10 protein-coding genes are annotated in these 13,383 nt (G+C 50.6%); 5 read left to right on the top strand and 5 right to left on the bottom strand.

Going from position 1 to position 13,383, the window contains the following annotated elements:
* The first annotated feature begins 14 nt into the window (after positions 1–14).
* A complete protein-coding gene (locus QXT02_RS05175; RefSeq protein WP_342812343.1) occupies positions 15–1,112 on the top strand; it encodes a hypothetical protein in 1,098 nt (365 codons plus the stop codon).
* A gap of 342 nt (positions 1,113–1,454) precedes the next feature.
* Here QXT02_RS05175 and QXT02_RS05170 read toward each other — a convergent pair whose 3' ends face one another.
* Positions 1,455–1,592 (bottom strand): hypothetical protein, encoded by a 138-nt coding sequence (locus QXT02_RS05170; RefSeq protein WP_342812342.1) that lies wholly within the window; start codon positions 1,590–1,592, stop codon positions 1,455–1,457.
* A gap of 176 nt (positions 1,593–1,768) precedes the next feature.
* Here QXT02_RS05170 and QXT02_RS05165 point away from each other — a divergent pair, with 176 nt between their 5' ends.
* From QXT02_RS05165 to QXT02_RS05155, 3 genes are read left to right on the top strand one after another with little or no spacing between them, the layout of a single operon-like run.
* The gene (locus QXT02_RS05165; protein WP_342812341.1) at positions 1,769–2,326 is read left to right on the top strand and encodes an NTPase; all 558 of its coding nucleotides are present in this window, start codon (positions 1,769–1,771) and stop codon (positions 2,324–2,326) included.
* A gap of 38 nt (positions 2,327–2,364) precedes the next feature.
* Entirely contained in the window at positions 2,365–2,613 is a 249-nt protein-coding gene (locus QXT02_RS05160; protein WP_342812340.1) for an AbrB/MazE/SpoVT family DNA-binding domain-containing protein, read from the top strand.
* A complete protein-coding gene (locus tag QXT02_RS05155) occupies positions 2,613–3,020 on the top strand; it encodes a type II toxin-antitoxin system VapC family toxin (protein ID WP_342812339.1) in 408 nt (135 codons plus the stop codon). The genes QXT02_RS05160 and QXT02_RS05155 overlap by 1 nt, the downstream gene beginning before the upstream one ends.
* Positions 3,021–3,048: 28 nt before the next feature.
* On the opposite strand, the gene QXT02_RS05150 is transcribed toward QXT02_RS05155, so the two are convergent.
* The 4 genes from QXT02_RS05150 to QXT02_RS05135 all read right to left on the bottom strand — a co-directional run bounded on the left by QXT02_RS05150 (position 3,049) and on the right by QXT02_RS05135 (position 9,314).
* Positions 3,049–3,681 carry a hypothetical protein gene (locus tag QXT02_RS05150; protein WP_342812338.1) on the bottom strand — a complete coding sequence of 211 codons (633 nt, stop codon included), beginning with the start codon at positions 3,679–3,681 and terminating at the stop codon, positions 3,049–3,051.
* Positions 3,682–3,976: 295 nt separating this feature from the next.
* Positions 3,977–6,265 carry a PAS domain S-box protein gene (locus QXT02_RS05145; protein ID WP_342812337.1) on the bottom strand — a complete coding sequence of 763 codons (2,289 nt, stop codon included), beginning with the start codon at positions 6,263–6,265 and terminating at the stop codon, positions 3,977–3,979.
* Between the two features lie 89 nt (positions 6,266–6,354).
* Positions 6,355–8,385, bottom strand: a complete 2,031-nt coding sequence (locus tag QXT02_RS05140; RefSeq protein WP_342812336.1) for an OmpL47-type beta-barrel domain-containing protein — start codon at positions 8,383–8,385, stop codon at positions 6,355–6,357.
* 92 nt (positions 8,386–8,477) lie between these two features.
* Positions 8,478–9,314 (bottom strand): RAD55 family ATPase, encoded by an 837-nt coding sequence (locus tag QXT02_RS05135; RefSeq protein WP_342812335.1) that lies wholly within the window; start codon positions 9,312–9,314, stop codon positions 8,478–8,480.
* A 537-nt stretch (positions 9,315–9,851) separates the two neighbouring features.
* Here QXT02_RS05135 and QXT02_RS05130 point away from each other — a divergent pair.
* On the top strand, positions 9,852–13,383 hold a 3,532-nt coding region (locus QXT02_RS05130), incomplete at its 3' end, for a hypothetical protein (RefSeq protein ID WP_342812334.1).

Raw genomic sequence — 13,383 nt, 5'->3', positions numbered from 1 at the left:
TTGGTGGTTCCATCGTGAGAAAAATCGATGCCAGACCCATCGTTGGGGCCGCGGTGGTCTTCCTGATAATAGGGCTGGTAGCCCTCGGAATCTACTACTTTTTCATCGCCAAACCCGCCGCCGAGGAGCTGAACGCTGTCAAGCTGGCAGCCTTCGACCGAATCAACGGGCTGATGTCCATCGGGACAGAGGCGGCAACCACCAAGGCCCTCGACTGCTCCTCACGGGTTCAGAGGGCGGGCTCGGTCGCGGAAGTGCAGGCTACCCTAGTCGAGGTGAACGCGGCCATTCAGGTGGAGCAGCTCAGGAGGGAGCTCTTGGATCTGGTAGCCACTGCCGCTGAGGGCAACTACTACTCGGCGGACGGGGGTGCCGGGAAGATGGCCGCAGCGGAGCTGGCCGAGTTCAGGCAAACGATGGTGGCTGAGGTCAACTCCAAGACCACCCTGACCCAGCTTGAGGCCTGCCGAGCGGAGATCAACGAAAAGGCAACGGTGGTCTGGAGAAGCCTGCACAGCGCGGAGCTGAGCCAACTCGGTGACAACTTAGCCATGTTCAGCGGCGGGGCGACCTCCGGCGGCTACCTGACCAAGGAGGAGGCGCGGAGCTATATCGCCGGGCTGGGCTGGGAGGGACTGCGAGAGCTGAAGTTTGAAGAGCTTGGCACGGTTGAGGTACCCGTTCTGGATGTCTTTCAGAGGACGCCGACGCTCAGAGCCGGGATGAAGGTCAACATCTACGTGTATGATGTTGCCACCGGGATCATGGAGAACCTTTGGTTCAACGCGGTGGTTCGCGCCGTGATTTACTCGCAGACCGACATCGCCCGCATCGCCTGGGTACTTTCTGAGGGGGCGACGATGGAGTCCTACTCGACCGACGTGTGGGAGGCGCTGAAGGCGCTCTCCGCAGGTAGCGAGGGGGTGGAAAACATCGACTTGGAGGACTACGGGGCTGAGGTCGTGCAGCGCGGCCTCGAAGCCAACCTCGGCCACTACCCCCTTCAGGTGATCTATGTGATCGAAGTCCCTGACGAGATCGGGCGGCTGATTGCGCAGTATGAGTTCCAGGAGAGTTCAGTGAAGGACGTCATTCTGGTGGCCAGAGTTTAGTCGGTCAGAACTCTTTCGTGCCGTTCCCAAAACCAACTGCTCTAAACAGTTCACGGTCGTGCATTCAAAAAACAATTGCGCTGGAAGTCATTTGTCTACGGAAGGCTTAATCTGCTGTGGCTAGAGTTTGTCAGCGCTCGCTTGCCGAAAAAGAAAAATTGTTTTGTATAGAACTCAGTTTTGGCATGACATAGCTATATCACATGCACAGATTGAGCGGCATGGTCGCTCGCAGACAGAATTCTGTCGCTTTAATTAGTTTGACATAGCTGTGTCATTCATACGCGATTCTCTTTTCTACAACAAGGACTTACCCGCTGACTTTATCAAGATAGCGAGGTCTTAGAGATCTGCTAATCCATCAAGTTCCCATACTGACTGCTGTAATCTCGAGGCCCGCAGCTTCCGCAGTCGCCGGCTTACCCTCAGCCTAATAGCGTTTTCCAGCTCCACTATGTCGTAAACAATAAGGTATGACATACCTATGTCACCCAAGAGAGTTGGGACTGAGGCCGCATAAAAAACGAAAAAGCAAGATGATGGTCAACGCGCAAATAATCACTTTAATTACATGACGACACTATTCACAGCCGGGCACAACAAACAAACCGCAACCGTGTTAACTAAGTTCTACCTCAACTAGAATTGATACACCCATGCCTAACAACTTTCTCATCACCGGGCCTCCCGGCAGCGGCAAGACCACCGTTCTGGAGCGGACCGTGTCGATCTTGCGCGAGCGCGGCTTCAAAGCAGGTGGTATCTACTGCCCAGAAATTAGGGAAAGGGGCACTAGGGTCGGCTTCAAGATAATCGACCTGATGACGGGAGAGGAGCGCATCCTGGCGCACGTGAATCAGCCCCACGGCCCACAAGTCAGTAAATACCGAGTCAACGTGGACAACGTGGATGCGCTGAGCCAGGCGGCAATCGAGCGAGCCCTAAAGGAGGCCGACTTCGTTGTGATCGACGAGATCGCGCCGATGGAGCTCTACAGTGTGGATTTTAAGCGGGCGGTTCTCTGCGCGCTGGACTCGCTGAAGCCTCTGCTAGCTGTAATCCACCAGAGAACCACAACGGGCTTCATCGGTGAAGTCAAGGGGCGCGCCGATGTCAAAATTTACGAGATATCTCCAAAGAACAGGGAGAAGCTGCCCAAAACAATCGCCGACGATGTACTAGCGGTATTGGCTAAAAATATGAAAAAAGTATAAATACTTTGAAAAATGCTAATTCATTTTGAGGAATGGATATGGCCGCGAAAATAGAGACTAAAATATCAAGCGGTTTTCAAACAGTTTTGCCTGCAGAAATACGCGAAAAGTTTGGTATCGGCCCTGGAGATACTGTTATCTGGACTCTAATCGGTGATGAAATTTACGTGAGAGTCCGGAAAAAAGGTGGCCCCGACCCGCTATTGAAACTAATTGGCGCTTTTCCGACAAGGACGAAAACAGACGCAACCGCCGAGATAGATACTGTCGTTTATGGAGGAACATAATGTATCTCGTTGATTCTGGTGTCTGGATTGCGGCCTCCAATCCTAAGGACAAACACCATCGAGAGGCGGTGCCGATATTAAAATCAATATTGTCTGGCGCTCACGGGAAAGCCATTATTACTGATCTGATCTTCAGCGAGGTAACCACCTATATCAGGAAAAAAATCGGCAAGAAACAATCTGTGGAAGCGGCAAGATTAATCATGGATTCAGAGCATGTTAAAATCATCTTCATCGACGAGAATATTTTCAACGCCGCATATCACATGTTTGAGAAATATCCAGAACTTAGCTTCGCTGACGCAACGAGCGTGGCCGTGATGAAGGACCGCGATATCCGGCAAATAATTTCCTTTGATAGAGGTTTCGACACGGTTCGTGATATCAATAGATTGGAAAAAATCTAGCCTCCTTGGGGTTCATTGGCTATTGATTCTATTTGATTCTGAGCGCCTTAGCCACCTCACCCAACGCTCGGGTGGGCGCTGGTGAAAGTTCCTTCTCCAGCTCCTCCACAAACCGGCTCGCCGGCTTCCCCAGTTGCCAGAGGTCAACATAGATCTGAACCAGGGGCGCCACGCCGTCGCTGCTCAGCCGCTTCAGGTGCTCGTCCGGTTGTAGCACAACTAAGTTCTTCCGCTCCCTCATCGTGGGCTTGAAGGCCCGCCGCATCTCCTCCTCGTCCGCGTAGACGAAGACTTGGTTGTACTCTCCTGGGACCGAGCCAATCCTAGCACGGAAACCGGAATAGGCTGTAAGGATCGAGCCGCGCGGCAGCTTGGTCTCCAGCTCTATGTGGCTGGTCGGGACGAAAGTAGCGTAGGTGATGTCCTTGGCCAAGTCACGGGTGACAGCCCAGCTGATCAGGGCCCGTTTGGGGTCGATGAGGCGAAATCCCTGCGGCTTGCGCTCGATCGCTCCAAAGGTCTCGAGCTTGTTGATGAACGGATTTATCGTGCCAAGCGAGATCCTGCAGGTCTGAGAAAGCTGCTTCTGGTTGAAGAAGCGTTCCCCCTTAGCGTAAAAGCGGTTTAGAATTTCCCGGTAAACGCGGTCGATCTTTCTCATGCCGGTCCAGAGAAAACTAAGGCAGCCGTTTTTAAATAGACTTTCGAAGATTGGCGAAAAGGGTCGAGCCCAAGCCATGTTAAAAACGAATGGGATTACAGCCCGCGAACATCCTAGATGTCTCCGCCAATAGTAAACTGACTCTCAGATCCAGAAAACGTTGATCAAGTTATCAAAACAATACAAATCATCGGACATCTGAACCGAACGTATCTTAATCCACGGCCAGATCTCCAACTTGTCCCTTTGTCATGGGGTACATCTCGAAAGCTTGACGAACACATGATTAAAATAACTAGCGACCCAACAGTTTGATCTCGGCGGTCAACTGAGCCCGCTCTTTCTCCGACAACGTGTTCAGGTCCAGAGGTATCAAAAGATTTGCGCTGGCCTCCATGAAACTAAAGCGTTTCTCTTGGAGGAATCTGTAAACGGCGTCAAAACCCGAGCGGCTAATCAGATATTCCAGTCCACCTAGCAGGACCACTGATCTAAGATTTTTCTGAATGAAGTCAGATATCTTCATGCTGACCTCCTGCAGACCGTCAATGCTTTCAAATCCCTTTACCGGCACTGAAGAGAGGACCAATATTTTATCCTCAGGAACACCTTTTTGAATCAAATTCTCCGGCTTTTCACGAGAAATGCACAATCCGGGGACGTCATGAATCACTAATTGGACAAAAATCCTAACAGCCATATCAATAGATGGAACGAGGTAGCACTCTCCAATAGAAATTCCGTACAGCGCATATATCATTTCCCTCGCCTTTTTCTCCATGTTTTTGCGCTCGGTGATGTCTCGAAGTATCACCATGTCCGCGGGCCGACCCTCGTAGTCTATCACCGTGGCTATTATCTCAAATGGGATGCGGCGACCGTCTCGGCCAATGAGCTCGATCTCATAACGATCTGGAACTTTAACTCCGGACATTCTCTTTGTGTATCGCTCAGCGGCGAGTTCCTGGTATTCCGGGGCGATAAAATTAAGATATGAATTGCCAAGATACTCCTCCACTTTTATTCCAGTGATCTCGGACAACCTTCTGTTGACAAATTTTATTATTCCATCCTGGATGATAACAACGCCCTCTGGCCCCTTTTCCACGATGGTTGAGTATTTCAATTCACTTTCCCTTAAACTCGATTCAATCTTTTTCAGCCGGGTGATGTCCGTGATAACGGCGAACGTGCCCTTAATCTTGCCGTCAATAATCATAGGTGCTGTGGAGGTAAGGGTGTACACCTTCCCTCCGTCCTTTCTGAGCCTCACGAGCTCGTAAACGCACCTCTCCCCCCTCAGCGCCTTTTTGAAGTTTTCTTCAAAGATCTTTCTATTTTCATCGTCGAGAAAGTCGGTCAAGCGCCGGCCAATTATCTCATCCCTTGAGTACCCCACCATCTCGCAGTACTTCTGATTGACATGCAGGATGACGCCGTTTTCGTCCAAGTAACCCAACCCTTCATTCATCGTCTCGACCAGCGTCCGGTAACGTTCCTCGCTTGACCTGAGAGCCTCCTCAGCCCGCTGGCGCTCGGTTATATCCTGAAACATGGAAAGAACGCCTAAAATCCCGCCGTCGGGACCCCTCAGCGGCGTGTTCATCCATTCGCAAACGATTCTCCGGCCATCTTTAGTTATGTTCTCGTTGATGCTGTGTGCGGTTAAGTCCCCCGCAAGAAGCCGGCGCCAGATCTCGTCTGTCCGCGGCTGAACCTCCTTTGGCACCAAGAAGTTGTAGGGATGCTTTCCCAACGTCTCCTCAGGTGTGAAACCCAGTATCTTCGTCGCCGCTGGGTTCCAAGTTCTGACCTTGAAATCGCGATCCAAAACGATCAGCCCGATGGGCATTCGGTTGATGAGCAGCTGGAGATACTCCTGATCCCGTTTTGTCTGCTCTTGAGCCAGCTTGTGCTTCTTCTCCAGTTTTATTCGTTCGATAACGGTTTCCTTAACTCTTTCATAAATCGCCTGAGTTACCTCCCCTTTCGCCAGAAAATCCTCTGGCCGAAGGAACTCTGGGTTATCGTAGACGGAACCGTGAAGAATGACCTTGGGGTGCGTGTAAAAAACATCGATCAAGGTCTTGGGTGGAAACTTTCTCTCGTTGTAAAGGCAAAGCGCGGAAATCCGGCTCTGCGACAGGAGTTTATTTATCTTAGTCTCATACTCTATAAGCCTTTCACAGTCGGGCAGTTTCCTGAGCGAACAGCTCACCTCGACAGCAAACCTGAGGCCCCGGTAACCATCCTTAATCGCTGCCTTCACAGCTCCTCTTATTCTCTCCAAAATCCTATCAGGATCGAAATAGCCATCCTTAAGGTACATCTCCTCAAACTTCAGCAATTCCAGCTGTCTCGTCCTAAGGTATTCCTTGACATCGACACCTGCCCTTTCAAATGCTCGCACGACTTCCTCCTCGGTGCTCTCGTCCATCACGAATAAACACTTCTCGTTATTTTTGATCCCGGCGCTGAAAAAAGAAACCACGGCCACATTCCGCTCCTTTTTACTCTGATAATTACAACACAGATGTTCTTCTAACCCAATCTTTTCAAATTCCTCCCGCAGCCCCTCGAGCATGTTTTAACCACCTCATTTAAAAAATGTTAATGGGGAAAGCTGAAACTAAAATTTCATCATGACCACAAGGTCTCACATTTTTCATTAACTTAACCCGTATTTTTCTGTTTCCTCAGCTTCGCCAGCAGCATTTTCTCCTCCTTTTCGAGTTCTACTTTGCGTCGCTCGTACTCCTCGACCAGCTTATCGTAAGCCTCCCTAGAAATCTTGCCTTCCTTGAAGTACTCGATCTCCGCCTTCCGCTTCAGCTTGGGCAGCTCTGCCTTCTCCCTCCTTATCTGCTTGAGCCGACTGGTTATCTTCAACCTCCGATGAACTAAAACCGCAGCAATCACCACAGCCGCGGCGGTGGACAACATTACCCACCAGTACTGCAGGATAAACGGCGGTATGGTTGAAGGTGTAGCGATGATGACATCAAAGAATTTGGTGGCCTCGATATTACCTGCCCGATCAGTGGAGTAGTATTCCACCCTGTGCTCACCCTCCTTAATTATAACCAAGGTATTCCCAGAGTTCCAAAGACCGTTGTCAACCCGGTACCTTGTCTCTAAGACCCCTGAGGTCTGATCCTCCGCAACCAACGTGACCACCACTGAACCTTGATAGACATCACCCTGTAGATTTCCAGTGATGAAGTGCCTCGTGGTCGGAGGTGTGCTGTCCATCACCACCGTCGCCAATACAGATTGTCCAACATCTCCGGCGGCATCCCTCACACGAACGTAAACATTTTTAGGTCCATCAGGGGGCGGCAGCTCGAACGTCTTTGTGGGTTGAAATTCTTCCCAGCTGCTCCAATTTATTCCGTCTGTGGAAAAGGACATCTGCACCGCGTTGATGGCACTTATCGACAGCAGAACATTTATTGAATTCACATAGTTGGCACCCCAGTTGATTAGTAACTCAGTCACCTTTGGGGCTCCAACCTTGGCGGTAAACGATCTAACCAAGGACCACTCCCCTGCCCCGGCAGAATTGGTTCCCCTGACCCTCCAATAGTATTTGGTGCCGTACGTGAGAGCCTCGAGCTGAGAAAGGGACGCGATCGACTCAACGGTGGTCTTGGTGAGTACAACGTGGTAAAAGTTATTGTCGGTGGCTATCTCTAGCGTGTAGGTCGAGGCGACGACATCAGTCCAATCAAAAGTCGGAGTGATGGTGTCAAGTACTGCTCCATCGTCTGGAAACAGCGGCAGCGGGGCAGACGGAAGCTTCAGTTCTGCTACCGTTATCTGGACATTGACGGTGCGGGCGAGGTTACCGCTGATGCCCTTCACTTGATAGGTAAATGTCCCCGTGGTTGCACTGAGATCGGCGGTAAAAGTCAGAGTGCTGTTGAAGCTGGGGGTGCCTGAAAGCGGGCCCATAAAAGGAGTAACCCCAGAAGGAGAAGTGCCAACCCAGAGACCGCTGAGCAATACTGCTTGAGGAAGACCTGAAACCAGCTTAACGCTCACCGTGGTCGAAACCGAATCCGACCGCTGGACAGTTAGAGTTTCTGGAGACGCGCTCATCGAAAAGTCAAATGCTTGAGGTAGTGGTGTTAACGGTGTGGTTGGTGAGGTTGTCTCTGAAGTAATTATCTCCACATAAAAAGCATCCACCATTACCGTTGTGTCATCTACGGGCCAATCCCCTTCACCCTTCACCGTATTCTGCACGTATATTCTAAGATTGCTGATATCCGTCCAGTCCCAAGAGCCACCATTGACCGAGGTATCTGAGGTTATATCCAGAGATTTCAAAGTCCAATAAGTGTCCTGCGGAACCCAAGTGAGTTGAGCAACGCCAAAGGAAGCGCCACCATCAAGTGAATATTTCAACGTCGTGATGTCGTCCACCGCCGGCTTATCCACTTTGTAAACCACATTGATCACAACTTTTATAATGGTCCCACTTTCGGCAGCAAAACCACCGCCCCAGAGATAGCCCTCGTTACCCATCCAGCTCTCCGAGCGGGCCTCATTTGGCGGTCCAATAGCGTTTACCGGACTGGCAAAGCCCTCACCATCTGCGGTCGTGGCATATTTCGTGAACGATCCCGCTGACACCAGAGGAACTGTACTCAAGAAGATTAGGATCACTAATAAACCTACTGTGAACATCGCCAGCTTCAACTTGCCCACCTAATCGTGCCTAGGTCCCTAAAATGTCGAAACACATTCATCCCAGCCAGCTTTAACCATTGGTTTTTTCAGCACTGCGCCTTTCATTTCAGTTCATCCGTCCCATAAATAGTTTCTCTCGGGAATACCTTGATACCCTCGGCGGTAATCTGAATAGGAGCGATCTTCCTCTCGTGCTTAACCCCTCTCATCTTGAGAATCTCAATTCCCTGAACCCGCTGGCCTCTCACCTTAGTATTGTAAAGCACGATGACCCCATCGGCAAGGAACTCTTCAATGCCAGACCGAGAGAACCTTGTGGGGGATTCTTCAGTCTCGGTTATCAGAAATGTGGTCGCGCCCGACTTCTCAAAGGCCCTGAAAATCTGCTCCACGTAGATACGATAACCCTCCGGCTTATGAATGAAAGCCGACTCTAAGGCGGAAAGGGAGTCTATAGCAATGAAGTATGGTGATAGGTTTGCTGGGATAAGATCGGGTATCCCCTTCATTTCAATAGAAATCCTGCCTGCGGCTTTTTCCACCAGCCCCTCGACTGCTCGAGTAATCCTAAATGGGTCGACCATTCGGATGAAAATAGAACCTCCTTTTTCTGTCCCTCCCGCCCTCAGGTGAAGAAGACCTTCCTTTTCCTCAACCACCTGGGTATCCCAACCGAAGCGCTGCATATGCCGCTGCAACTTTCTAGGGCTCTCTTCAAAGGTGATGTAAAGACAGTCACGCCCCTCTCTAGCGGCATGGTAAAGAGACTGAAGACAGAAAATGGTCTTTCCTGTTCCCGGGCCACCTGAAACCAAGATGTTGATGCCTTTTGGAATCCCCTCCTCAAGCAAATCATTGAATCCAGGAATTCCTAACTTTAACCACTCTGTTTCTTGAAAGGGCCCAATCGGCTTTTTTCCCGCTTGCTTTCCACCCATCCCAACATCCCCCGTGCTACTGAATCGAAACCATTAAAGGTTTCATTGGCCAAGATATATCGCTTTCGAAGCCGATTCGAGTTTCAAGAAATGAAAGAAAAAATTTAAGCCCATGATATGGCTTCTTTATTATCCTTTCGTTTATACTCGAAAGAACTTCGTTCTCCGATTCCGTCGAGAAAAACCACTACAGAGTTTCTGTGTAGGAAGCGGATCTCAGGGTGCGCACCCTTGCATAGACCGTCCGAGGCAATCGGGGAGTCCCCATTGGAGGGAAGGCTTTTAGTGACAAAGCCATCTCTAGCCTGGGGACTCCTTCCTACACAACTTTCAAATTGTTTCCGCTGGGGAACCAAAAGATCAATGAAAATTTTCACCAGATCCAAACCCCTTTGTGCCAGAGTTGTTTTGAAGAAGAAAATTCGAAAGGCACGAAAAAACAAGGCAAAAATTTCCCAAAAACTAAAACTGCGGGTGGATTTTAGAGACCTAACGAGATCCAAACACACCGTACTCAAATTAATCTCATTATTTTTCTTGTGTGAAATCATTGGTGGACTCCTTGCCGCGGCTGCACCTTTTCAAATAACCATCAATGGCACCAGCGTGGCCTTCGATCGGCGCTTATCAGGGGACCGCGTTGGTCAGCACAAGGTGCCGCCTATTTCCCCGGTTAATATTCAAATCACTGCCAGCGTTTCCTCAACCGTTGAAAACGCTGTTCTCGTCGATTATTTCCCCTCCGATTGGATGGTGCTTGATGCAAACGGCGGCAGCGTGACCACCCATGACGAGCGGTACAACAAAATTGAATGGAGCATCGGCCCCATCACTGACTCTGCGTCCGTATCGTATGTGTTAAAATCACCCCAGCTGACGACGCCTCCGACAGATTATTACTTTTATTCTGAGCTACGCTACAGCGGTGGGGACGCTGTGGGGGAGGGCTGGAGGGTAATAGTCGCTGACCCCACCGTCTCGGATACCATCGACGCTGACTTCGCGCAAGGAATTCATGAAAACACGGAAAACGTGGGCAACGCCGTGAGGTTGATCGCGGGCTATACCCGAGGTCGCTTTACCTCTCGAGTCTTTGACCTAGAAAGCACTTCCATCTTAGAAAATCTCATCTGGACACCCACTGCTCCAACACTTCTCCTGCAGAAATACGACAATGTGGGGAGCGAGCCGACGACGTTGGCTGATGGCAGCTCCAGAAAAGGTACCGTCACCGGAGGCTCACTTACCAATACACGAGCCGCTGATAGTATTTATGAAAACATTGCGGAATTTTCCGCGGGTGCCACCTCCAACTCTTACACACCAACCGCTTTCACCCTGATAGATAACACCAGATACGTGAGCGGGACCATTCAAAATGTGATCAGCAATGATGATCTTTACCTGAGCTTGAGAAGCTTTATCTCCGGAGAAAACACCAGCAGCCGCAGCCGCGCTTTCATCGCGTACCGCTCGAACACGGGCACATTTGGAATCCAATCACCAAAGGTTAGGTCTTGGGACGGCTACGCGTGGGGCGCGGAGGTTGAGCTGCCCTCAGCTGGCTCCGAAATCAGGGAGATCAGGGTCGCGGTAAACCCAGTGAGCAAATTGTCGTACGAGAACATCGTGGTCACCCTCAGCGCCGACCTCTACTTGGACGTGTATGTGTGGAACGGCAGTACCTGGGTGGAGAACCACAACATAAACTCATCGCCGGTGAGGGCCAGCTACCCCACCGTAAACATAAGGCCATTTGACATCGCCTATGAGATGAAAAGCGGTCGCGCATTGCTGGTGTACGATGTCAACATAAACGACGCCACAAAAGACCTAGCGTACAGAATATGGAACGGCTCGAGCTGGTCCGAAGAATATTACATCGACCTGACCGGGCTGGCTTCGACAAACCCGAACTTCTCCTTTATCAGGTTAGCCAGCTTCCCTGATAACACATCTGACAACATCGCGATGATTGTCTTAGACGAAACAAACTCTGACTCCCTCGTAGCCATCTGGAACGGTTCAAGTTGGGGTAACTTTAACGTTCTCACGCAAACTAACTCGACAGGCACTTACGAAGCGATAGGCATCGCTTACGAGACTAACTCCAAACACGTGCTAGCGGTTTCCGGAGTTACAACAAACAAATCGATGATCTGGACCGAGTTCAATGGTGTTTCTTGGAGCGCGCCAACAACCACGGCTTTCGTAGCTACTGGAAATGTACAGGCCAGATACATTCTTCTCAATTCCAACCCTACATCTGACGCAATTATGCTCACGATAATTGATACCCGCCCCGGCCTCGACACCATGCTTTGGAGCGGTACAGCTTGGGGACCGTACACATCGCATGACGCAGCCATTGACTATTCGACCTTCCGCTGTGCTTATTTCGCTTGGAATCCAACGGGACAAAGTGGACTGCTTCTCTGGGGGACCACTGCCGGCCAGATTAGTTATAAACAATTCTCCGCAGGCGCATGGGGCACCGCATCCTCAGTGGTGATGGGCACCTACACTCACCCCTGGTTTGTCATGATGGGCAATCCCAGAAACATCACCGACGATAATATGTTCTTGGCCTCCGTCGCTGAGGACGCTAGCTATAAGCTCGGGGCAGTAAGGGCGGGCACAACTGGAGCACCCGTTGTGATAGGCGACAATACCTTTTCCAACAACACCTTAAGTGCAACTTGGCAACCGAGCTTCTTGAGGTACAACCTGTTCGGTGCCCCAACCGAGTTCACGCAAATTGTGGAGTTCACCGGCAAGGCGAACGCTGAAATTTGGGACTACGTCGACGTGAACGTCGACAGCCAGTGGACGCAAGCAAACGTGAACGTCACCATCCAGCTCTACAACTATGCGCTTGGAAGGTATGCGCTCAGCGGTGAGAACGGCTACCTGAGCTACACTTCCGGCGCTGCCAACACCGACGAAAACAAAATCCTGTCCGTAACGGTCAACCCAGAAAACTTCCGCGACGCCGATAACAACTGGAAGGTTAGGATAACGGGGGTGAAGGCCACCAGCACTCCGTTTGACCTGAAGGTCGACTTAGTACAGTTCACCGCGGGTTCGAGGCCTAGATACTCCCTAGCATGGCAGCAAAACATCGAAAACGTGCGTACAACATATGACAACAATAATGACAACTACACGCTGAAAATAAAAGGCAAAACAAGCGGAGACCTCGAAAATATCGGAGTTTATGTATGGAAAAACTCAAACAACACTTGGGAGTTTGTTGAAAATCTGACCTCAACCGAAAGAACCATAACCAAGATCCTAGAGAACATTGGAAACTATGTCGTCGGAAACTGCGTGTATATAAAGTATCAAGACTGGGATAACACGGACAAAGATCAAACAACTTTGCATTTAGATTGGGTGGTTATCGAAGAAAACATCTTCTTCAATTCTGAGATCAAGCTTCAGATCCGGGTGAGCCAAGATAACTTAACTTGGACGGACAACTTAGGTCCGGATGGCACCCCAAACACTTATTTCACCTCATCACCAGCCAGCCTCGAAAACATACCCGAAGGCCAATACATCAGATACGTGGTCTACCTTTGGAGCGAGAATGAGATCCTGAGCGGGGGAAACGGACCTAAAATAGAAAACGTGCAAATACAATACATACTGACACAGTGGCAACTCATCGAGACTTGGACGGCGGCTGTTAGAGCACCGGCGCAGTGGTGGCTCATCGAGAGTTGGACCGGAACGGTCCGTGCTCCAGCGCAGTGGAACTTAATCGAATCGTGGACGGGGACAGCACGGGCCACAGCCCAGTGGCATCTAATTGAAACATGGATGGCTACTGTGCAGGCACCGGCGCAGTGGTGGCTCATCGAGAGTTGGACCGGAACGGTCCGTGCTCCAGCGCAGTGGAACTTAATCGAATCGTGGACGGGGACGGTTCGAGCCCCGACCGCCTGGAACCTGATCGAAACTTGGAGTGGAACTGTCCAAGCACCTGCTGAGTGGCATCTCATCGAGACTTGGACGGCGGCTGTTAGAGCACCGGCGCAGTGGTGGCTCATCGAGAGTTGGACCG

It is taken from the genome of Hadarchaeum sp. (SeqCode) (assembly GCF_038871235.1).
GTDB lineage: Archaea > Hadarchaeota > Hadarchaeia > Hadarchaeales > Hadarchaeaceae > Hadarchaeum.
Note: the sequence above shows the minus strand (reverse complement) of the source record. Positions and strands in the feature narration are given on the sequence as shown.

What these genes read in the sequence shown, in the direction of transcription:
- QXT02_RS05160 (WP_342812340.1), top strand. Translation starts at nt 2,365, where the DNA reads ATGGCCGCGAAAATAGAGACTAAAATATCAAGCGGTTTTCAAACAGTT.
- QXT02_RS05165 (WP_342812341.1), top strand. Translation starts at nt 1,769, where the DNA reads ATGCCTAACAACTTTCTCATCACCGGGCCTCCCGGCAGCGGCAAGACC.
- QXT02_RS05150 (WP_342812338.1), bottom strand. Translation starts at nt 3,681, where the DNA reads ATGAGAAAGATCGACCGCGTTTACCGGGAAATTCTAAACCGCTTTTAC.
- QXT02_RS05145 (WP_342812337.1), bottom strand. Translation starts at nt 6,265, where the DNA reads ATGCTCGAGGGGCTGCGGGAGGAATTTGAAAAGATTGGGTTAGAAGAA.
- QXT02_RS05155 (WP_342812339.1), top strand. Translation starts at nt 2,613, where the DNA reads ATGTATCTCGTTGATTCTGGTGTCTGGATTGCGGCCTCCAATCCTAAG.
- QXT02_RS05170 (WP_342812342.1), bottom strand. Translation starts at nt 1,592, where the DNA reads ATGTCATACCTTATTGTTTACGACATAGTGGAGCTGGAAAACGCTATT.
- QXT02_RS05135 (WP_342812335.1), bottom strand. Translation starts at nt 9,314, where the DNA reads ATGGGTGGAAAGCAAGCGGGAAAAAAGCCGATTGGGCCCTTTCAAGAA.